Here is a 21,714-nt window from a genome sequence, read left to right on the forward strand (position 1 = left end):
TGGAGGTTCTGCCGTCGGCGGCCAAGGAAGCAGCCCTCATTGCCGACGCCATGCGCCGGGCGCACCTCGTGGACGGAATGCCGTGGTCCGAGATGGCTGTCGTCGTGCGCTCGGTGCCGCGCGTCGTGGCACCGCTGCGCCGTGCACTGCAGGCCGCAGGCGTCCCGATCGTGACACCGGCGTCGGAGCTTCCCCTGCATCGTCAGCACGGCACAGTTGGTCTGTTGCTGGTTCTTCGGGCTCTCGTCGACCCTACGTTCGACGGTGAGGACGCTCTGGCGTTGCTGTCCGGACCGATCGGTGGCGCCGACCCGGTCGCACTCCGTCGGCTCCGTCGCGGAGTACGGCGAGCCGAGCTTGCCTCGGGTGGTGAACGTGACTCGGCCGAATTGTTGCGACAGGCCATCGCCGCCGTCGGTGCGCCTGCCGAAACCGGCGGCACGCGGGCTGGGTCCGCATGGATCGCGGCATTGTCCGACGTCGAATCCGCTCCGCTCCGCAAAGTTCTCGGGGTCGTGCGCAAGGCGCATGCAGTAGCTCGCCGGGGTCGCGGCGTAGAAGATGTGCTGTGGGCGGCATGGCAGGCGTCAGGGCTCGAGAAGCGGTGGTCCTCGATGTCGACGTGGGGAGGGTCGGCCGGAGCACAGGCAGATCGGGACCTCGATGCGGTCGTGGCACTGTTCGAATCCGCCGCGTCGTACGTCGACCGTCTGCCGCAGGCGCGACTGGCAGGGTTCGTGGATTACATATCGCAGCAACAGATTCCGACGTCCAATTCCGGAAGATCTGCGGTGGCGAAAGATGCAGTGACCGTGCTCAGCGCACACTCCGCCGCCGGGCGTCAATGGGAACTCGTCGCGGTCGCCTGCGTGCAGGAGGGGCTGTGGCCAGGACTCCGAGCGCGAGGGAGTCTGCTGGGTACGGAGACTCTCGTCGACCTTGCCTCGGGAATCGTGGATGCTGGAAAGCCGCTCGACGGTACGTTGTCCAAGACTGCTCCGCTGCTTGCGGAGGAGCGGCGGCTCTTTCTTGTCGCGTGCAGCCGAGCTCGGGCAACACTCCTCGTGACGGCAGTGGATTCGAGCACCGGAGACACCGACCTGGTCCGGTCGAGGTTCCTCGATGAACTCCGCGGCATCGGGAACGACGACGAAACGGACCTCCCGCCCGAGGTCGAGCCGCAGGTCGCCGGCCGCATCCTTGCGCTTCCGATGCTCGTCGCGGAGCTGCGCAGCGTTGTATGTGATTCGACAGTCGCCGACACGGACCCGGCCAAGGCGGCACGTGCAGCCAGGCAGCTGGCCCGGCTCGCGGACGCCGGTGTCAAGGGCGCTCATCCGCGGGATTGGTTCGGCGTCGCCGGCGTCAGCACCGATGCGCCGCTGTGGACACTGGACGACGGTCCGGTCCCGTTGTCGCCGTCGACCGTCGAGCAACTGACCACCTGCCCGCTGCGATGGATGCTCGACCGGCACGGTGGCAACGACGGGTCGAACACACACGCAATCACGGGCACGCTCGTGCACACGCTGGTTCAGGCAGTGGCCGGCAAGATGCCCCCGGAGCAGGTCCGACGTGCACTCGAAACGGCATGGGATGCAGTAGAGCTCGGGTCGCAATGGTACTCGCGCCACGAATTGGATCGCACCGGGGCAATGCTCGACACCTTCGAGAAGTGGCTCGGAGGGACACGAGGCGAACTCACCGAGGCCGGAGTCGAGGTCAAGGTGGAGGGCATTCTGGAATCACGCGTCGACGGCGAACCTGCGGTTGCTCTACGGGGCCGGATCGACCGCCTCGAGCACGATTCCGACGGTCGTCCGGTGATCATCGATGTCAAAACAGCGAAGACCGTCATGTCCAAGGAAGACGCGCGCAACCACAACCAGCTTGCCACCTATCAGGTTGCAGCCGCAGCAGGAGCTATCGAAGGAGAACCGGCGAACGAACCAGGCGGTGCACGACTGGTGTTCGTCGCGAAGCCGCACAACAAGGACGGTGCCACCCAGCGAGTGCAGGAGGCACCGACGCCGGAGAAGCTGCAGGAGTGGCGCGACATCGTGCATCAAGCCGCAGCAGCAACCCAGGGCCCGACATTCGCGGCTCAGGTCAACGACGGGTGTAGGCATTGTCCGGTGAAATCCAGTTGCCCGGCACACGAGACAGGAAGGCAGGTGACCGAAAGTTGAGTACCGGGGTGGTCACCGGTCGGCGCCGCAGGCGCACCGATCTCGAACCGCGTATCGATCCGATCGAGCTCTCTCGCGCCCTCGGGCAGAAGCATCCGCCGACCGAGGAGCAGGCCGCAGTCATCGCGGCACCGCTCGGCCCGACTCTCGTCGTGGCGGGCGCGGGCGCAGGTAAGACCGAAACGATGGCGGCGCGTGTCGTGTGGATGGTGGCCAACCAGTTCGTCGAACCGGACAGCGTTCTGGGCCTCACCTTCACCCGCAAGGCGGCCCAGCAGCTCACTTCGCGCATCAGAATGCGGTTGGCGCGGCTTGCGGGTTCCGACGTGGTGCGTGCACTCGATCCGAGTCTGGGGCTGCGTGAACGAATCCTGACCGGTGAACCAGAAGTGAGTACCTACCACTCATACGCGGGCCGGTTGCTCACCGAGCACGGATTGCTGCTGCCGATCGAACCATCGGCGACGCTGCTATCCGAGACCGAGTTGTGGCAGTTGGCACACCGTGTGGTCAGCACTTGGGACGGCGACCTGGATACCGACCGCAATCCCACGTCGATCACCGAAGCGGTATTGGCGCTTTCCGGCCAGCTCGCCGAGCACCTTGTCGACCCCGACGACCTGCGCGTGGCGCACACCGACCTCGACCAACTCGTCCACACACTGGCCCCGGGACCTGGCCAACACGGTGGACCGACCAAATCCCTGCTGGACATGCTCGACGCACAGCACAAGCGAGTTGCGCTGCTGCCGTTGGTGGAGCGCCTCGCGCAGACTCTCCGGCGCGAAGGCGCTCTCGATTTCGGGAGCCAGATGTCGCTTGCGGCCAGGGTTGCAGCCGAGCACCGCGAGGTCGGACGTGCAGAGCGCGAGCGTTTCAGGCTCGTACTCCTCGACGAGTATCAGGACACCGGCCACGCCCAGCGGGTGTTGCTGTCCTCGCTGTTCGGTGGCGGGACCGATTCGACCCTCGCGCTCACCGCCGTGGGTGACCCGATGCAGTCCATCTATGGATGGCGGGGTGCTTCGGCCGCGAACCTGCCGCGCTTCGCGACCGACTTCCCGCAGGCGAACGGGAAACCTGCGCCACGACTGGAGGTGCTGACGAGCTGGCGGAACCCTCCGGAGGCGCTCGCGTGTGCCAACCACATCACCGCGCCGTTACGTCAGAGTGGGGTTCGAGTCCCCACGTTGCGTGCTCGCCCCGACGCAACGCCAGGCGACATACGGTTGTCCATGACCACAACGGTCGTCGCCGAGAGAGACTGGATCGCCGACCGAATCGCCGCGGAATACCGCCTCGCACTCGACGTGGACAGACCGCCTCCCACTGCAGCGGTGCTGGTACGCCGAAACTCCGACGCGGAACCCATCGCCGACGCGCTTCGCAGTCGAGGACTGCCGGTCGAGGTGGTGGGACTCGGGGGACTGCTGCACATTCCAGAGGTCGCCGATGTGATCGCGATGCTGCGACTGGTTGCCGACCCCATGGCGGGCAGTGCCGCGATGCGCATTCTCACCGGATCGCGATGGCAGATCGGTGCGGCCGATCTGCGGGCGCTCTCGCGTAGGTCGCAAGAACTGGGAATACGCGGCCGTCGTGGAACCTCCGGCAGTGTGGACGACGCAGCAGCCCTGGACGCTGCGTTGGAGAGCTCGCTACCCGGAGAGCACTCCGAGGAAGCCGGTCTCGCCGACGCCATCGCCGATCCCGGACCCGCAGAACGCTATTCCGAGAGTGGTTACGGACGGATCTGTGCGCTCGCGGCTGAAGTGCATTCGCTCAGAGATCGGATCGGTCAACCGCTGACCGAGTTGGTCGCCGACATCGAGCGGTCGATGGGAATCGGAATCGAGGCCCAGGCGCGGACTTCGATCACCGCCGACGGATCCGTCGGTCGTGAGCATCTCGACGAGTTCGCGGTAGTCGTTGCGGACTACTCGGACAACCCCACCGCGACGGTCACCGGGTTTCTGTCTTTTCTCGCGGCGGCCGAGACCGTCGAAGACGGCTTGGCTCCCGGTGAGGTCGAGGTCGCTCCGCATCGAGTCCAGGTGCTCACGGTCCATTCCGCCAAGGGCCTCGAGTGGGAAGTCGTTGCAGTCCCGCACGTATCCAAAGGCGTGTTTCCGTCTTCGACGGCATCCTCGACGTGGCTCGGTGCAATGGCCGAACTTCCTCCCATTCTGCGAGGCGACCGCGCAGTGGTGGACGTCGACGGGCACATGTCCGAAGGCGTACCCGTCCTCGGGCTGGAGAACATCTACAACCGCAAAGACCTGCAGAACGCTATCGACGCACACAAGGACGCGCTGGCTCGGCGCCGGTTGGCCGAGGACCGCCGATTGTTCTACGTAGCGCTGACCAGAACCGAACGAGTCCTGCTCGTATCGGGGCACCACTGGGACGAGACGAGTAGCAAACCCCGTGGTCCCTCGGATTTTCTGTCCGAGCTGAAGACACTCGTCGATCGTGGCGCGTCCGGGGATGACCCGATCGCTGTTGTCGACGAGTGGGCCGTAGCGCCGGAGGCGGGTACGCAGAATCCACTCGCCGCGCAGCCACATTCGGCGCTGTGGCCGCGCGATCCGCTCGGCGGCAGACGTGCAGCCGTCGAGAGTGGTGCCCGAGCGGTACTCGACGCACTGGGCCGTCCCGAGGTTCCGGACGCGCTGGAGTCTAGCGATGGGCGCGAAGACGACGACCCCGAGAACTGGGCGGCCGACGTCGAGGCATTGCTCGCCGAGCGTGAAGAACGCGCCCATATCGGCGTGCGAGTCGCGTTGCCCGAAAACCTCTCGGTGAGTCAGTTGGTCGACCTCGCCGCCGATCCCGACGCGCTTCCGTCGAGGCTTCGCCGGCCGTTGCCGTTCCCTCCGAACCCGTTGGCGCGCAGAGGAACTGCTTTCCATGCGTGGATCGAGCGTCGGTTCGGTGCTACCCGGTTGCTCGATCTCGACGAGTTGCCGGGCTCCGCCGACACAGGTGCTGCTTCCGACGTCGACCTGGAGACGTTGCAGCAGGCGTTCCTCGATTCGGAGTGGTCACTGCGAAGTCCTATCGAGGTGGAAGTGCCGTTCGAGACCTCGGTGGCCGGAACCGTTCTTCGTGGCCGCATCGACGCCGTCTTCGCCGACTCGGACGGAGGATGGACCGTGATCGACTGGAAGACGGGCAAGGAACCAACCGCGACCGAGGAGAAGTCCGTCGTCATGCAGTTGGCGGCCTACCGAATCGCGTGGGCGGAGTTGATGTCGTCCGCGCGGCCCGAGTCCGGACAGGTCCCGCTCGACATGGTGCGCGCCGCGTTCCATTACGTCCGCAGCGGACGGACTATCTCTCCGGTCGAGCTTCCTGATGCACACGCATTGGCGGCGCTGATCGAGGGAACCGACGATGTCGAGTTCGGCGGCGTCGGATGAGCGGCGCGGCCACCGACGGTCAGTCTCGTCACGGCGCGTTACGGCGAGCCTTCAGTGCTTCCGTCACCAACGGAATCTGCAGTGGAAGGCGTGCCAGCACTGCAGCTTTCGCTACCGAGGATGTTTTCGGGCTGCTCACGTACCGGCGTGCCATGTCGATGTTCGCGGGAAACACGGCCACGAAGAGGGCGGCGGCCAGCGCGCCGCCGATGCGCCGGGTACGTGGAACCGCGAGGCTCGCGGCAACGGCCAATTCCGCCACTCCTGACACCTGCGTGTACGTGCGTGCGTTGCCTGGGAGTGCCCGTGGCACCTGCATGTCGAAGAACTGTGGGCTCGTGAAATGCAGGACGCCTGCGCCGCCCAACAACACGGCCAATCTCACCGCAGCAGCCTGACTTGTGCGCTCTGTCATGGCTACACCGTGCCACACCTGCCGGGGCCGCTCGTGCTGGTGTCGGACGACGGCCGGCTACCGGCCGAAGTCGACTTTCGGGTCGGCGCGGGCTAATCGGCGAAATGGGGTTACGCTGCCTGCCGTGGAGAGTGGACGAGGTGAGTAGTCGACGTGGCAGGTAGATTGCGCGATCGCTTGACGGCCGGCGATACGCTGACCGACAAACCGGACTTCGCGCTGGTAGGTGTTCTGCGAGTTCCCGAGTTCGAATCGAGTCCGTGGCGAGCGATCTACAAGCGGGTCCTCATGGCGCTGGGGATCCTATTCCTCGCGGCGTTCGTGGTGTACCTCGACCGCGACGGCTACAGCGACAGCCAGAACGGCGAACTTTCCTTCCTGGATTCGTTCTACTACGCAACCGTGTCGCTCTCGACCACCGGCTACGGTGACATCGCCCCGATGAGTCCGTCGGCCAGACTGGTGAACATTCTGGTCATCACACCTCTGCGAGTGCTCTTTCTCATCTTGCTCGTCGGTACGACGCTGTCGGTTCTCACCGAGCGGTCCCGGCAGGCATTCAAAATTCAGCGATGGAGGCGCAGCGTGCGCAATCACACCGTGGTCATCGGTTTCGGAACCAAGGGCCGCACAGCCGTCGATGCGATGATCGGTGACGGTCTTCCAGCGTCGGAGATCGTCGTCGTCGACACGGATCAGACGGTCCTGGATTCCGCCTCGAGCATGGGGTTGGTGACCGTGCACGGCTCCGCGACCAAGTCCGACGTATTGAGGTTGACCGGCGCTCAGCACGCGGCCGCGATCATCGTCGCGACCAATCGAGACGACACAGCAGTGCTGGTGACCCTCACCGCGCGTGAGATCGCGCCGAAAGCAAAGATCGTGGCGGCAATCAGGGAAGCAGAGAACACGCACCTACTCAGACAATCCGGCGCCGACTCCGTGGTCGTGTCCTCGGAGACTGCAGGCCGCTTGCTAGGTATTGCAACCACGACGCCGAACGTGGTGGAGATGATCGAGGATCTACTCACCCCCGAGGCCGGATTCGCGATCGCCGAGCGTGAAGTCGAGCGCGACGAAGTGGGCGGATCTCCGCGGCACCTGACCGACATCGTGCTCGGCGTCGTGCGCGGCGGCAAGCTCTTCCGTGTCGGATCCCCTGAGGTGGATGCTGTCGAGGCAACAGATCGACTTCTGTACATCCGCCGCGTCGGAGAGTAGCCGGAAGCGCAAGTAGGGTCGTATTCGTGCCACGATTCGAACTCGCCTCACCACCCCTGCTCTCTCGATCTCCGTTGAACCGTGCCGAGGAGTTGCGCAAGGATTCGGCGGCTCTGCAAGCGGGTTGGTCGGACGCCGAAGTCCTGCAGGTCGACCACCGCGGTCGGCTTCGAGTCGACGAGTCAGGGCTGGTCTACACACCGGCGATCGAGGTCGCCGCGGATCCGGTTCCCGATGCTGTCTTCCTCGGTATCCACAGAGGTCGCCATCTGTGGGCGCAGCGAGTCGGCGCGCTGACCGGCACCCTCGAGGATCTCCGAACCGCGGGCGAAAATCTGGACGAAACCCAACTGTCGATTCTGACGAGCGCGCTGGCAATCTTGAACTGGCACGCCAGTGCCAGTTTCAGTGCACTGGATGGCGCCGCTACGACGCCGTCGTCGGCGGGGTGGTCCCGAACGAGCACATCGAACGGTCACGAGGAGTTCCCTAGAACCGATCCCGCCGTGATCTGCCTTGTTCACGACGGGGTTGATCGAGTCTTGTTGGCACGCGCTCCCGCTTGGCCGGAACGTCGGTTCTCGGTGCTCGCAGGCTTCGTCGAGGCAGGCGAATCGCTCGAGACATGCGTGCTACGCGAGATCAAGGAAGAGGTCGGAATCACTGTGTCCGACATCGCCTATCTGGGTAGTCAGCCGTGGCCGTTTCCTCGATCGGTCATGATCGGCTTCTCGGCGAAGGCGGATCCCGATGTCCCGCTTCGGTTTCTCGACGGTGAGATCGCCGAGGCGCACTGGTTCCATCGGGACGAGGTTCGCTCGGCGCTCGAATTGGGCGACTGGGCAAGCGACTCCGATTCCCGGTTGCTTCTGCCCGGTTCCATCTCCATTGCGCGCGGGATGTTGGAGGCCTGGGCAGCGAGCGGAAGCTGAAACTCGTCAGAGTCCGAGTGATCGCTTCACGGCTGCGAGCGTCGGGTTGGTAGCGGTCGAACCGTCGGCGTAGAGAACCGTCGGAACCACGTGGTTGCCGCCGTTCACGCTACCGACGAAGTCGGCCGACTTCGGATCATCTTCGATGTCGATCTCCGCGTAGACGATGCCTGCTTCGTCGAGCTGGGTCTTCAGGCGTCGGCAGTAGCCGCACCACGTCGTGGAGTAGACGGTCAGTGCCGTGGCGTTCTCGGATGCAGTGTCCTCGGTGGTAGTCACGTGAGGATTCAACACGGCGACGGGAACCGTTGTTCCATCTGCCCTCGATCAGCGCCGGGATGGGATGAGCGCTGGGAGGGAAAGAAGACTTGTCGGGGCCAGCTGACATGATGGACGCCATGTCTGTGGATTCGATGACCGCCGGGTTGGATCCCGAACAGTCGGCTGCCGTGGCTGCGCCACGCGGGCCCGTATGTGTGCTCGCCGGCGCCGGAACAGGAAAGACCCGCACCATCACCAGGAGGATCGCGCATCTCGTCTCGGCCGGGCACGTATCCGCCGGTCAGGTCCTCGCGGTGACGTTCACCGCGCGCGCGGCGGGGGAGATGCGCGGCAGGCTGCGCGAGCTGGGAGTCGGCGGCGAGGGTCCGCCCGTTCAGGCACGTACATTCCACGCTGCGGCGCTTCGGCAGCTCAAGTATTTCTGGCCGCAGGTCGTCGGCGATACGAGCTGGCAGCTGTTGGACCGGAAGTTCGCTCTTGTGAGCCAATCTGCGCACCGCGCGGGAGTGTCGACGTCGACCGATTCGGTACGTGATCTTGCCGGCGAAATCGAATGGGCAAAAGGATCGCTGGTCGCCCCGGAGGACTATCCGACGGTGGCTGCGCGACTTCGCCGTGAGGTGCCAATGGACGCCGCGAAGGTTGCATCGGTGTACGCAGGGTACGAAGACCTCAAGTCGCACGGCGGCGACGGAATGCTCCTCGATTTCGACGATCTCTTGTTGCACACCGCCGCAGCTCTCGAGGAGCATTCGGCGGTCGCCGACGAGTTTCGCGAGCGCTACCGCTGCTTCGTCGTCGACGAGTACCAGGATGTGACTCCGCTCCAGCAGCGGGTACTCGACGCGTGGCTCGGCGAGAGAGACGATCTGACGGTCGTCGGGGATGCGAACCAGACGATCTATTCGTTTACCGGGGCGACTCCGCGCTACCTTCTCGACTTCTCTCGGCGCTTCCCGGACGCGACTGTCGTGCGACTCGAACGGGACTATCGATCCACACCGGAGGTTGTCTCGTTGGCCAACCGGGTGATCGGTGCCGCTCGAGGACGCATTGCAGGTACCCGGTTGCAGCTGATCGGGCAGCGCCCGGCGGGACCCGAGCCGGAATTTTCCGAGTACGACGACGAACCGGCCGAAGCAGACGGTGTCGCTCGCGCCATCAAACGATTGATCTCGAAGGGCGTTTCGCCCGCGGAAATTGCCGTCCTCTATCGGATCAACGCCCAGTCGGAGGTGCACGAGCAGGCGTTGACCGAGATGCACATTCCGTACCAGGTCAGGGGTGGCGAGGGTTTTTTCAACAGACCTGAAGTGAGGCAGGGTATTTCGGCCCTCCGTTCCGCATCGGGGCGCGATGATCTTCCGGAAGAATCCAGGCTGGGCGAAGGTCTGCCCGCGCTCGTGCGTGCGGTACTGGCGCCACTCGGGCTGACCGCCACCGAGCCGTCCGGCGCTCAGGCGCGTGAGAAGTGGGCGTCGCTCGGGGGTCTCGGCCAGGTCACCGAGGAGCTTCTCGTCCAGGATCCGGAGTTGAATCTCGACACCTTGCTGGTCGAGCTGGCGGCTCGCGCCGAGGCTCGGCACCCTCCGGTGGTTCAAGGTGTGACGTTGGCATCGCTCCACGCGGCGAAGGGCTTGGAGTGGGACGCGGTGTTTCTCGTAGGTCTTGCAGACGGAACCCTGCCGATCTCCCATGCGCTGGGCAACGATCCGAGCGCCAACAACGACGCTGCCATCGAGGAAGAACGCCGACTGCTCTACGTAGGCGTCACGAGGGCGCGGGAGCACCTGCACCTGTCGTGGGCCCTCGCGCGCAACGAGGGCGGACGCAAGTCACGGCGCAGATCACGATTCCTCACCGGACTCATACCCGAGGATTCACCGGCCTCGCGCATCGCGGCTCCGCCGAGCAAGAAGTCCGGCCCCAAATGCAGGCTGTGCGGAAAGCCGTTGCTCGGAACGGCGGCGACCATGCTCGGACGCTGCGAAAGTCATCCGAGTGATGTCGACGAAGCATTGCTCGATGCACTGAAATCGTGGCGGTTGGACAAGTCTCGAGAGTTGAAGGTGCCGGCGTACGTGGTTTTCAGCGACACCACGCTGACGGCCATCGCCGAACAGCAACCCCAGGACGATCGAGGGCTGGTGGCGATTCCAGGAATCGGCGCCAAGAAGCTGGAGCGATTCGGTGAGGATGTGCTGACCGTCGTACGAGAATCGTCGACTGCGTAGCGGAGAAACCGCAGGTAGAAAATAACTTGTGCAGTTCGTACCAACAGGTTTAGTCTGTTTTCACCGCTCACGGGAGACCGCGAGTTCACTTGCCCGCATAACGAGTTCGGAACAGGAGGTGGAGAGAAATGAAGAATCAACTTTTCGTGTCGGCCGGTCGCTTGACGTCCGATGCTGTTGGTGCGCCTGATGTTCGGGTCATGCCTGTCGTCGGCAGCTCCACCTGCATCCCTACTGCGAGATTCGGTATTGCTGACGGATTTGCTGTCACCGCGCCGGGAACCGGTGGAGTCTCCCGCATTTTCGGTGACTCCATCCTCGGCGCCAAAGCACCCGCAGCCGGGAATCCGTCTGCCGCGGCAGCGGTAGCGGATGCGCTGGAGGCAGCTGCGCTGTCCCCAGCGCAGTGGTCGGCCCTCCCCGCATGCGCCTACCCAGCAGCCGCCTACCCAGCAGCCGCCAACCCCGCAGCACGTCATCGCCTCGCCCACGCGACGTCCGTGATCGAAGAACCTGCATCGAGAGAAGTCTCGACAGAGTAATTCGATTCGCCTTCCCCGGCCACGGACCCGCATACGCGGACCGTGGCCTTTTTCGTTCGGTGAGTCCCCTCGGATTCGAACGTTCGGCCCACATGGTTCGCAGAATTTTTCTTCACAACCGTAAACACGCCGTACGAAAAGTAGAGGAGACCGACGTGTCAACCGTCACGGTCCGGACGACATGCCGATACGAAGCCGAATCCGAAATCGACGCAGTGACGCTGTGTTCGATCGATGCACAGATCGGAGCAGCACAGAACGCCGGCATCGAGGTGCCGTGCCGCGCCGCAGACCCCGATCTGTGGTTCGCCGAGACCCCAGGAGAGTTGGAGCGAGCGAAGGCGTTGTGTGCCGAATGCCCGATCCGTCGTACCTGCCTGAGCGCAGCACTCGACCGCGCTGAGCCGTGGGGAGTGTGGGGCGGCGAGATCCTCGATCAGGGCGTCGTCATCGCACGGAAGCGGCCACGTGGACGTCCGCGCAAGCACCAGCAGGTCGCCTGAGCGTCCACGACGTCCACGACGTCCACATCCGGTTTCTCGGGCGAAGTCGATCAGGCTTCGTCCGAGAAACCGGGCATCCATTCCGTAAGGATCGACATATACGGCGCGTACGCGTCGAGTTGTGCGCAGATTCCAACGAGGCCACCGAGGACTCGGAAGATCATGACGTATTCGGCCGGCATGTTCAGTGCGCGGACAGTACGGAACTGCGCGCTGTCGAATTCGGTTGCAGTGCCCGCGGCCTTCTGTAGCCACGATCTGGTGAAATGAAACGAGTCGGTCCTGATCGGATCGGTGAAGGGCCGCAGATAGTCCGAGATTTCCTTGGCGGTGACCGTTCGACCCGGGATGACGAACCCGTGGTTCGTGCACAACTCGACCAAGTCGTCGAATTGTTCGTCGCGAGCCAGACGAACCATCTGTCCGAGAATGGGCGGCAGCCCGTTCGGCATCGGCGCAGTCGCGCCGTAGTCGATGACGCCGAGTCGCCCGTCGGCGAGCATCATGAAGTTGCCGGGGTGCGGATCGGCGTGCAGGAACGCAGCTCGCGCGGGAGCAGCAAATGCGAACAACACCAGAAGCTCGCCGGCAGCGTTGCGCTGTTCGGCTGTGCCGTCGGCGATGATCGACGACAGCGGGGTGCCCGTCATCCACTCCGTGACCAACACTTTGGGTGCACTCGCGACGACGCGGGGAACTGCGAACTGGGGATCGTCGGCGAATGCCGACGCGAATGCTCGTTGGCTCGCAGCTTCGATGCGGTAGTCGAGTTCGTCCTCGGTCCGCGCGATCAATTCGTCGAGCACGGGCTTGACGTCTGCGCCGGTGAAGATGGTGCTGAACGTGTTCGCGAAGCGGGACATGGTCTTCAGGTCTGCACGCAGGGCGTCGTCGGCGCCCGGATACTGGACCTTCACAGCGACGTCGCGTCCGTCGGACCATACAGCCCGGTGAACCTGGCCGATGCTGGCGGAGGCGACGGGAGTGTCCTCGAACGAGGTGAAGCGTGATCGCCACGCGGTGCCGAGTTGGCGGTCGAGAACTCGGTGGACCTTGGCAGCGGACAGAGGCGGCGCGTCGGCTTGCAGCTTGGTGAGCGCCTCGCGATACGGTTCGGCGAACTCCTCCGGTACGGCCGCCTCCATGACGGACAGTGCCTGTCCGAATTTCATTGCGCCGCCCTTGAGTTCGCCGAGAACCGAGAACAGCTGCTCGGCAGCCTTGGCGGCGAGGTCGGTATCGATTTCGTCGCGATTGCCGCCGGCCAGCTTCTTCCCGAAACCTACTGCGGCCCGGCCGGCGATGCCGATCGGGATACGGGCGAGCTTGGCAGTTCGGGCTGAACTCCGACGTGGAATGTCTGACACGCCTCCATCATGTCGGACCGAGCCGGATCTTGCCCACACCGCAGGCCAGAGCGCTAGTGACAACCATTTCTACACTGCACAGTCGCATCGGGGGTGGCGCGTCCACCTCCGGCGGTTCATGAGGTGGGCTCGTAGATCGATCTCCATCGTCGTATCGGCCAGGGGAGCGTGACGGCCGTCGACGAATGCTTCGATCTGGGCGAGCGCGACCGCGGCCGTGGCCAGCACCGTCGGCTTGCTCGCGTGACCGACTCGCCCGAGAAGCTGTGCCGACACATGAGGCCATCGTGGATCGAGACTGCCCCTGGTCAGATCTGCGCAGCGCAGGCAACTCGTGGTTCCGGGAAGAACCAGCGGTCCGACGATTCCTACGCCGTCGCGCAGACGTACCTGAAGATGCGGCGTTCTGCTACGGACCAGGCCGGTCACCACTCGCGGATCCGGTGCCATGTCGTCGGTGAGGACGGCGATGTCGGACCCCGGTTCGTTGTCGGGAACGATCAGCTGCGCCGGGGCGAGGGCCGACTGTCGAAGAGCGACGGTCGCCGACGGAGTGAGACCTGCCACGACTGCGTCGGCGAGTGGACCTCGTCCGACTATGTGCACGGTCGTGGTCTCGGTGCTCGAACCGTCTCGAACCGGTGGCTCAACAGCACCCTCGACGAGTAGTCCCGCTTCCGAGAGTTCGGCCAGAAGGGTCGACATGGAGTTGGCCGAGAGGCCCACGGTGCCCGCACACCAGATCATGTGCGCCCGGGAATGAACTCCATCGAGTCTTCGCAACAAGTCGAGTACGACGTGTGGGGCGATTCCGGACGGGGGCGTGACGAGATATGACTGCTCCGGATTCCACCCGATCCGGACGGTTCCGTCGCGCTGAGAGAAGACCGGTACCCGCAGTTTCGGTCGGCGGAGCATCGAGGTGTGCACAGAAAGGACAATGGCACAGCCGAGGTCGTCGACTGCCGGCCGCAGCGTCGGTTATCCACAGGGTGGTAGCGGCCTCGAGCAGGTGGTCGGCACAGAAAACGGGGTGTGGCGAAGAAAATCGCACACACCCCGCCACGAGCCGAAACTCAGGTTTCGTTCTCCTCGTTCTTGCCGCCATCCTCTTTGTTCGACCGCTCTCGTGCCGAACGTTCCTGCGCCTCGGTTGCTTCGAGTTGTGCGATCGGGTCGTCGAAGTTGCTCGAACCGCCGCCGACGACGCCGTCGATGAAGCTTGCCGGATCGTCGAGGTCGGAGGACACGGGCAGGAGGTCGGGATGCGCCCATACTCCGTCTCGTCCGTCGATTCCTGCGGCCGACGTGAGAAGGCGCCACAGCGCGCCTGCCTCACGCACTTTGCGCGGACGAAGCTCGAGACCGACCAACGTCGCGAAGGTCTGCTCGGCCGGGCCGCCCGACGCGCGGCGCCGCCTGATGGTTTCGCCGAGGGCGATTGCACCGGGCAGCCTGTCGCCCAGCGCGTCGGCGACTACGGTCTCGACCCAGCCCTCGACCAAGGCGAGGAGTGTTTCCAGCCGTTCCAGCGCTTGCTTCTGCTCCGGTGTGGTCTGCGGTTCGAACGAGCCTTGCTGGAGGATTTCCTCGATCTTCGACGGATCGGTCAGCGAGGCGGGGTCGAGCCCGGACGCCGCTTCCTCGATTGCCGAGAAGTCCATGCGGATTCCTCGGGCGTATTCCTCGACGGTCGCCAAGACGCGCTGACGAAGCCACGGAACGTGGCTGTACAGCCGTTGGTGAGCAGCCTCCCGGGCGGCAAGGAACACCAGCACCTCGCGCTCGGGCTGTTCGAGGCCCTCGGTGAATGCGGCGATGGCCTCGGGCAAGAGCGCCGAGACACCGCTCGGACCGAGTGGAATACCGATATCGGTGGAGGTGAGCACCTCTTTGGACAGTTGACCCAGTGCTTGGCCGAGCTGGGAACCGAAGGCCATGCCACCCATCTGTGTGAGCATGCCCATCATCGGCCCGGCCATCTGTTGGGCTTCCGGGGGCAGTCCGGCGGTCCACATTCCGGAGATCTGCTCGGCGACCGGGTCGCAGAGGCGCTTCCAGGTGTCGATCGTGTTGTCGAGCCAGTCGCCTGGGTTCCACGCCGCAGTCTTCGACGCACCGGCAGGCAGCGTCGTGGACCCGTCGAGCCAGAGTTCCGCGAGATGCGCTGCCTCGGCGACGGCATCGGCTTTGCCCGCGCCGACAGGGGAGATGTTCCCGATCTGCTGGCGTGCCAGTTGCTTGGCGAGGTCGTAGTTGACCGGGCCCGAGGACGCCCCGCTCGCGCCCGGTGCGCCCATGCCGCTGAGCATCTGTCCGAATTGGGTGAGCATCTGTCCCAGAGCCGCGGGGTCGAATCCCTCGCCGCCGAAGCCGAACCCGCCGGGAGTGCCACCCGACCCGTCGCCGCCTTGATCCTTCTTCTTGTCGGGATCCTCGTCGGAGCCTCCGAAACCAAAATTGCTCATAGGTCAACGGTACAAGGCCCGGACGCGAACAGCACCGCTGGTGATCACGCTGACGGCGAACAGACCGAACGACGATCGCGCCGTTCGGGAGGGGTCTCACATGGTTGTCACAGTCGGCGGTTCTAATGTTTGTCGGGTGAATCGTAGGATTGCCACTCTCGTCGCCGCCTTGGTGCCCGTTGTCGTGCTCGGCGTCGTGGGAACGGTCATCACTGTTCCGTTCGCGGCCTTGGGCCCAGGACCGACCTACAACACGCTCGGCGACGCAGACGGTGCGCCCGTCGTTCAGATCGACGGAGTCGATGTCGACCCGACCACAGGGCATCTCAACATGACCACGGTGGCGGTTCGCGATCAGCTGAACATCTTCGAAGCGTTCGGCTTCTGGGCGAGCGGACGACAAGGCCTCGTCCCTCGCGAAGAGGTGTACCCGCCGGACAAGACGAAGGAAGAGGTCCAAGAGGGCAACCAGGCCGACTTCGAGCAGTCCGAGGACAGTGCGGAACTTGCCGCGCTGCATCATCTCGGCCTGCCGATCGTCCTCGTAGTCGGCGCCGTTGCTCCCGACGGACCGGCTGCTGGTCTGCTGAACGACGGCGAGCGGTTGGTGTCGGTGGCGGGCGAGCCGGTGGACTCGGTCACGGCCGTGCGCGAGTCGGTGAGCGCCCGATCGCCAGGAGACACCATCGACATCGTGGTGGAGAAGGACGGCATCACGCGAACCGAATCGATCGTCCTCGGCGCAAGGCCGGACGATGCCGAGCAGGGCTATCTGGGAGTGACGCCTGCCGAGGAACCGGACGTACCGTTCACGGTCAAGTTCAACCTCGCAGACGTCGGTGGTCCCTCTGCCGGACTGATGTTCAGTTTGGCGGTGGTGGACAAGCTCAGCCCGGGTGAGCTGAGCAACGGTGACTTCGTTGCCGGGACCGGCACGATCGACTCGAATGGCGTGGTGGGTCCGATCGGCGGAATTCCGTACAAGCTCATCGCCGCACGAGAGGCAGGCGCGACGACCTTTCTCGTTCCCGCGAGCAATTGCGACGAAGCGGTGCAGAACGCCCCCGATGGGTTGCAGCTGGTCAAGGTCGACTCGCTCGACGGGGCCATCGATTCGCTCGAAGCAATCGGCGTCGGTGGAGAGACGCCGAGCTGCTGATCTGCTCTTGTCCAGCTACCGAGTCGAGGTCGGTCAGTCGTCCTCGACCAGATCGAAGGTGGCGTGGAGAGCGCTGACGATGCCCGGGGCCAGGTTTTCGTAGATCAGCAGTTCGATGGGCGCGAACGGGTCCGCGTCCTCGTCCGGTTGCATCTGAAGCAGTGTCAGCGACGGTCCGTCCTTCAGCACGGCTGCGACGAGGCGACCGTCCTTGCGTTCGGGGTGGGTATGCGCGGCGTGCCGGGCCGCATCGTCGGCCGCGTCTCTGTCGGCGAGGAGCGGGACGAGCGCGTCGTCGAGTGCCGACTCGGCAGTGGGCGGCAACACGACGATCTCCTGAACGATTGCGCACCCCACGACACCTTCCGGCCAGGTGGTGGTTGCGAGAAATTCGTCGAGCGCTCGTGAGCCTCCGCTGATGTCCTCGGGGAGCGAGTGTTGCTGGATCGGAGTCAGAAGATCACCGTCGGCGAGCTCGTCGAGGAGTCCTGGTTCGGCGGCAGCCAACAGTGAGGTCGGTACGAGCGCGAACAGTTGGGGAGGCTGGTGCCATCCCTCGCTGTCGACGAAGTCGACCACCTCCCGGGCGCATCGGGCCAGGGCATCGGAGAGTGCCTCGGTGTTCGGGTCGGGGTCCACACCGTCACGGAACAGGTCGTCGCTGAAATCGCTCACCGCTGAATCATCCCATTGCTGCCGCATCTTCCCGTTGGTGCATCGGCGTATCGCGGACCGCAGCTGCGTCGGACCGTCGAGGCGCCGCCGAAGGGGTGTGAGCGAGTAGGGGATGCGTTCCGTACAGTGGTCCTCAAATCGGACACGCGACGCACGCAGTGCGCCGCGGGACCCCATCAGCGATACCTAGGTGTATCGCCCGAAGTTGGAGTGTGGCACGTGGGCATGAGGGCCCCCACCGGTCTCCCGTCGCTATCGCGGCGCGCCCGGATATTACTAGTTCTGGCCTTGGTCCTCGCAGCATTGCTGCTTGTCGGTCCTCGCCTCATCGACACCTACACGAACTGGCTGTGGTTCGGGGAGGTCGGATTCCGTCAGGTGTTCACGACCACTCTGCTGACGCGACTCGTGCTGTTCCTGATCGCCGGTGTGCTCGTGGGCGGTGTCGTTTTCGTGGCGCTGCTGCTTGCTTACCGCAACCGTCCGGTGTTCGTTCCCGTTGCCGGGCCGAATGATCCGATCGCGCGATACCGCACGACGGTCATGAGCCGGCTGCGGCTCTTCGGAGTCGGGATTCCGTTGGCATTCGGTTTCATCTCCGGTCTCATCGCGCAGTCCAACTGGGTGACGGTTCAGCTGTTTCTGCACGGTGACGATTTCGGAGTCACAGATCCGCAATTCGGATTGGACATCGGTTTCTACTCGTTCGACTTGCCGTTCTACCGGTTCGTGCTGAACTGGCTTTTCGTGGCAACGTTGATCGCGTTCTTCGCGAACCTGTTGACACAGTATGTTTTCGGCGGAATTCGACTTGCGGGCCGCGAGGGTGCGCTGACGCGTGCCGCGCGAGTCCAGCTGGCCGTGTTGGCCGGTGCGTTCGTGTTCTTCAAGGCCATCGCTTACTGGCTCGACCGATATTCCTTGCTCTCCAGCACTCGGAAGGAACCGACCTTCTCCGGTGCAGGCTTCACCGACATCAACGCAGTACTGCCCGCAAAACTGATTCTGCTGGCAATCGCATTGATCTGTGCTGCAGCGTTTTTCGCCGCGATCTTCCTGCGTGACCTACGGGTCCCCGCGCTCGCGACAGCATTGCTCGTGCTGTCCTCGATTCTCGTCGGCGCTGTGTTCCCACTGCTGATGGAGCAGTTCTCCGTACGTCCGAACGCTGCGGAGAAGGAGCGCGCCTACATCGAGCGAAACATCACTGCGACCAGGGATGCATACAAGATCGGCGACGACGTCGTCGAGTACCAGGACTACTCCGGCGAGGGATCGCAGAATCCACGCGAGAGCCAGGCGGATATCACGACCATCGCCAACACGCGTTTGCTCGATCCGAACGTGCTGTCGAGAACCTTCACTCAGCAGCAGCAGCTGAAGAACTTCTTCGGTTTCCCCGAGACGCTCGACATCGACCGCTACGAGATCAATGGTCAGCTGCAGGATTACATCGTCGCTGCGCGTGAGCTGTCCCCGGAAAGTCTGACGGGCAACCAGCTGGACTGGATCAACCGCCACACGGTGTACACCCACGGCAACGGATTCGTCGCAGCGCCTGCGAACCGAGTGAACGCTGCAGTGCAGGATCCCACCTCCGAGGGTGCGAACAGCAACAGTGGTTACCCGATCTACACCGTCAGCGACATTGCGTCGGAAGGGACCGAACAGGTCATCCCGGTCGACCAACCCCGCATCTACTACGGCGAGGTCATCGCGCAGGCCGATCCTGACTATGCGATCGTCGGAGCAGCCGAGTCCGGCGACCGCGAGTACGACACCGACGACTCGAACTACACCTACACCGGTGCAGGTGGTGTCTCGGTAGGCAACTGGTTCAACCGACTTGCCTTCGCCGCGAAGTACGGTGAGCGCAACATCCTGTTCTCCAGCGCGATCGGCAACGATTCCAAGCTTCTGTTCAATCGTGATCCACGGGATCGAGTGCAGAAGGTTGCGCCGTGGCTGACCACCGACACCGACTCGTACCCGGCGGTCGTGGACGGCAAAATCGTATGGATCGTCGACGGATACACCACATTGGAGAACTACCCCTACGCTCAGCGTGCGTCCTTGGACGGACTCACCGTCGACAGCGTGGAGCCGACGACGGGTAGACCGCTTCCGCGAGAAGAGGTCTCCTACATCCGCAACTCCGTCAAGGCGACGGTCGACGCGTACGACGGCACGGTGACGCTCTATCAGGTCGACGACAACGATCCGGTCCTGAAGGCATGGATGGGCGTGTTCCCGGATTCGGTTCAGCCCGAATCTGCGATCTCGGACGAACTCCGTTCGCACTTCCGCTACCCGGAGGATTTGTTCAAGGTTCAGCGCGAGATGCTGGCGAAGTACCACGTGGACAACCCGAACGAGTTCTTCACCAACAACGCGTTCTGGTCCGTTCCGAGCGACCCGACGAGCAACAGCGGCGCGGGCAGTGAGTTCAACCAACCTCCGTACTACGTGCTGATCGGCGACCCTGACACCGGAGAGCCGTCGTTCCGCCTGACGAGTGCCATGGTCGGGTTCAACCGAGAGTTGTTGGCGTCGTACATCTCGGTCCGATCCGATCCGGAGGACTACGGGAAGTTCACGATTCTGCAGCTTCCGACCCAAACTCAGACTCAGGGTCCGCAGCAGGCGCAGAACTCGATGACCTCGGATGCGCGTGTGGCGTCGGACAGAACGCTGCTCGAGCAATCGAACGAGCTGCAGTACGGCAATCTATTGACGTTGCCCATTGCCGACGGAGGAATTCTGTACGTCGAGCCGTTGTACACCTCACGGAAGAATGCTTCGACGTCCACCTTCCCGCAGTTGACGAAGGTGCTCGTCAGCTATCGCGAACCGGGCTCCGAAGGCGGCGTTCGCGTCGGTTACGCAGCCAGGTTGTCGGAGGCGCTCGATCAGGTCTTCGGCTCGGGAACGGGTACTGCTGCTACCGCTCCCGGCGGTGAAGCTGCCGATCCGCAGCCGACAACGGAGACGACACCTCCGGCGAGCGGGACTCAGGGCGGTACGGAAGCGGCGCCTGCTGCACCTGCACCAGCTCAGCAGGGTCAACCGACGGCAGCGGAGGTGCAGCGGCTCAACTCGGCTCTCGCCGAAGTCAGGTCGGCGCAGCAAAGCGGCGATCTCGGCAGGCTGGGCGACGCGTTCGATGCGCTCCAGGAAGCTATCAACGCGTACAACGCCAACTGACGTTCGACCCGGTACGGCAAAGCGCCCGCCGTCACTTCACTGAAGTGACGGCGGGCGCTTCGTCTATGTGCCGGTCAGTCTAAAAGACCTCGAGCTAGCGGCCGATCGACGCGAGAACAGGTGCGTTCGCGCTGACGAGCTGCTCGAACTGAGCGCTCAGGCCGTACTGAGCGGCGAGCGCGGAGGCGGCGTCGAAGCCCTGCTGCGCTGCTGTGGTTGCCTGCTCGGCTGCCTGCTGGGCCGGCGCCTGGTACTCGGGAGCGACGGGTGCTGCCGGTGCTGCAGGTGCTGCCGGTGCTGCCGGTGCCTGCTGGACGGGAGCCGCGGGAGCTTCTTCGGGCTCGGAAGCCGAGGTGCCGGTGGTCAGGTTCTTGCCACAGGTGGGCCATGCGCCGGGGCCCTGGCTCTGCAGGGTGTTCTCTGCGACGCGGATCTGCTCGGCCTTGGAGGCGTTGTGCGGCGATCCGCTGCCACCGTTCGCGGTCCAGGTGCTCTGCGAGAACTGCAGGCCGCCGTAGTAGCCGTTGCCGGTGTTGATGTTCCAGTTGCCGCCGCTCTCGCACTGTGCGACGCCGTCCCAGTTGTGCTCGGCTGCGCTGGCGGTACCCACGGACAGGCCGAGGGGGATCGCTACGACGGCGCCTGTGACGACGGCCCATCCGAGTGCACGCTTGGCGAAATGTGTTTCTGTGGTCATACGGGGTGAATCCTCTCCGCGCTTGCCGTCGCAACCAGCCGTAGGACACTCGACTGCGAGTGTGCGTCCTGTGCACCTGTTCGAGAGGCCGTCCCGAGGAGGTGCGGCGTCGTACGTGTTGCGGCTCTGCCCCCGTGCGTTTCGGGGATCCACTCCCGCGGGGCAGAGCAATGCAGCGGCGGGGGTGGTACTGACCCTGTGTTTTAGGGCCGACCGTGAAGGTAGTCGAGGAATTCGGTGACGTCACACTAAGATTTGGGAAAGAAGCAATCCACATTGTGGGACTGAAGGCAGCATTTCGCCTGGTGGGCGGACCTCGGTGTGTATTCGTATCCCGTTCGTTACAGGTCCGTTATGTGGGATGTATCACCTAAAATTTGTGATGCGGGGCACTGAAATCGAGG

Annotated in this window: 16 protein-coding genes; 9 read left to right on the forward strand and 7 right to left on the reverse strand. The window is 64.2% G+C overall.

Features of this window, described 5'->3' with window-relative positions; genetic code table 11:
* Together A2J03_RS01540 and A2J03_RS01545 are read left to right on the forward strand one after the other, a co-directional pair.
* Nucleotides 1–2,189 (forward strand): UrvD/REP family ATP-dependent DNA helicase (locus A2J03_RS01540; protein ID WP_156520136.1); only part of this gene is annotated, 2,189 nt, incomplete at its 5' end.
* Entirely contained in the window at nt 2,186–5,611 is a 3,426-nt protein-coding gene (locus A2J03_RS01545) for an ATP-dependent helicase (protein WP_269455169.1), read from the forward strand. The genes A2J03_RS01540 and A2J03_RS01545, both read left to right, overlap by 4 nt.
* Before the next feature lie 28 nt (nt 5,612–5,639).
* Here the strand turns inward: A2J03_RS01545 and A2J03_RS01550 are convergent, their stop codons facing one another.
* Nucleotides 5,640–6,026 carry a DoxX family protein gene (locus A2J03_RS01550; RefSeq protein WP_068368835.1) on the reverse strand — a complete coding sequence of 129 codons (387 nt, stop codon included), beginning with the start codon at nt 6,024–6,026 and terminating at the stop codon, nt 5,640–5,642.
* A 153-nt stretch (nt 6,027–6,179) separates the two neighbouring features.
* Between A2J03_RS01550 and A2J03_RS01555 the strand changes: the two genes are divergently transcribed.
* Nucleotides 6,180–7,247: a potassium channel family protein gene (locus A2J03_RS01555; protein WP_068368778.1), complete on the forward strand. Its 1,068-nt coding sequence runs from the start codon at nt 6,180–6,182 to the stop codon at nt 7,245–7,247.
* Between the two features lie 26 nt (nt 7,248–7,273).
* Entirely contained in the window at nt 7,274–8,179 is a 906-nt protein-coding gene (gene nudC, locus A2J03_RS01560) for an NAD(+) diphosphatase (RefSeq protein WP_068368781.1), read from the forward strand.
* 6 nt (nt 8,180–8,185) lie between these two features.
* Here nudC and A2J03_RS01565 read toward each other — a convergent pair whose 3' ends face one another.
* Entirely contained in the window at nt 8,186–8,458 is a 273-nt protein-coding gene (locus A2J03_RS01565) for a mycoredoxin (RefSeq protein WP_068368837.1), read from the reverse strand.
* A 107-nt stretch (nt 8,459–8,565) separates the two neighbouring features.
* Between A2J03_RS01565 and A2J03_RS01570 the strand changes: the two genes are divergently transcribed.
* The 3 genes from A2J03_RS01570 to A2J03_RS01580 all read left to right on the forward strand — a co-directional run bounded on the left by A2J03_RS01570 (nt 8,566) and on the right by A2J03_RS01580 (nt 11,740).
* A complete protein-coding gene (locus A2J03_RS01570; protein ID WP_269455170.1) occupies nt 8,566–10,695 on the forward strand; it encodes an ATP-dependent DNA helicase UvrD2 in 2,130 nt (709 codons plus the stop codon).
* Between the two features lie 128 nt (nt 10,696–10,823).
* Nucleotides 10,824–11,237, forward strand: coding sequence for a hypothetical protein (locus A2J03_RS01575; protein WP_068368784.1), 414 nt, complete (start codon nt 10,824–10,826; stop codon nt 11,235–11,237).
* A gap of 155 nt (nt 11,238–11,392) precedes the next feature.
* Complete coding sequence (locus A2J03_RS01580; protein WP_068368843.1) at nt 11,393–11,740, forward strand: WhiB family transcriptional regulator; 348 nt, start codon at nt 11,393–11,395, stop codon at nt 11,738–11,740.
* Between the two features lie 50 nt (nt 11,741–11,790).
* Here the strand turns inward: A2J03_RS01580 and A2J03_RS01585 are convergent, their stop codons facing one another.
* The 3 genes from A2J03_RS01585 to A2J03_RS01595 all read right to left on the reverse strand — a co-directional run bounded on the left by A2J03_RS01585 (nt 11,791) and on the right by A2J03_RS01595 (nt 15,575).
* Nucleotides 11,791–13,107 carry an ABC1 kinase family protein gene (locus tag A2J03_RS01585; protein ID WP_068368787.1) on the reverse strand — a complete coding sequence of 439 codons (1,317 nt, stop codon included), beginning with the start codon at nt 13,105–13,107 and terminating at the stop codon, nt 11,791–11,793.
* Between the two features lie 69 nt (nt 13,108–13,176).
* Nucleotides 13,177–14,037, reverse strand: a complete 861-nt coding sequence (locus A2J03_RS01590) for a hypothetical protein (protein WP_231912320.1) — start codon at nt 14,035–14,037, stop codon at nt 13,177–13,179.
* A gap of 146 nt (nt 14,038–14,183) precedes the next feature.
* Nucleotides 14,184–15,575, reverse strand: coding sequence for a zinc-dependent metalloprotease (locus tag A2J03_RS01595; RefSeq protein WP_068368807.1), 1,392 nt, complete (start codon nt 15,573–15,575; stop codon nt 14,184–14,186).
* A gap of 136 nt (nt 15,576–15,711) precedes the next feature.
* On the opposite strand from A2J03_RS01595, the gene A2J03_RS01600 reads away from it, so the two are divergent.
* Nucleotides 15,712–16,734, forward strand: coding sequence for a YlbL family protein (locus tag A2J03_RS01600; RefSeq protein WP_068368810.1), 1,023 nt, complete (start codon nt 15,712–15,714; stop codon nt 16,732–16,734).
* Between the two features lie 33 nt (nt 16,735–16,767).
* Here the strand turns inward: A2J03_RS01600 and A2J03_RS01605 are convergent, their stop codons facing one another.
* Nucleotides 16,768–17,373 carry a PPA1309 family protein gene (locus A2J03_RS01605; protein WP_197480561.1) on the reverse strand — a complete coding sequence of 202 codons (606 nt, stop codon included), beginning with the start codon at nt 17,371–17,373 and terminating at the stop codon, nt 16,768–16,770.
* Between the two features lie 255 nt (nt 17,374–17,628).
* Between A2J03_RS01605 and A2J03_RS01610 the strand changes: the two genes are divergently transcribed.
* The gene (locus A2J03_RS01610; RefSeq protein ID WP_197480557.1) at nt 17,629–20,613 is read left to right on the forward strand and encodes a UPF0182 family protein; all 2,985 of its coding nucleotides are present in this window, start codon (nt 17,629–17,631) and stop codon (nt 20,611–20,613) included.
* 94 nt (nt 20,614–20,707) lie between these two features.
* Here A2J03_RS01610 and A2J03_RS01615 read toward each other — a convergent pair whose 3' ends face one another.
* Complete coding sequence (locus A2J03_RS01615) at nt 20,708–21,310, reverse strand: transglycosylase family protein (protein ID WP_068368815.1); 603 nt, start codon at nt 21,308–21,310, stop codon at nt 20,708–20,710.
* Between the last annotated feature and the right edge of the window lie 404 nt (nt 21,311–21,714).

It is taken from the genome of Rhodococcus sp. EPR-157, assembly GCF_001647195.1.
GTDB lineage: Bacteria > Actinomycetota > Actinomycetes > Mycobacteriales > Mycobacteriaceae > Rhodococcoides.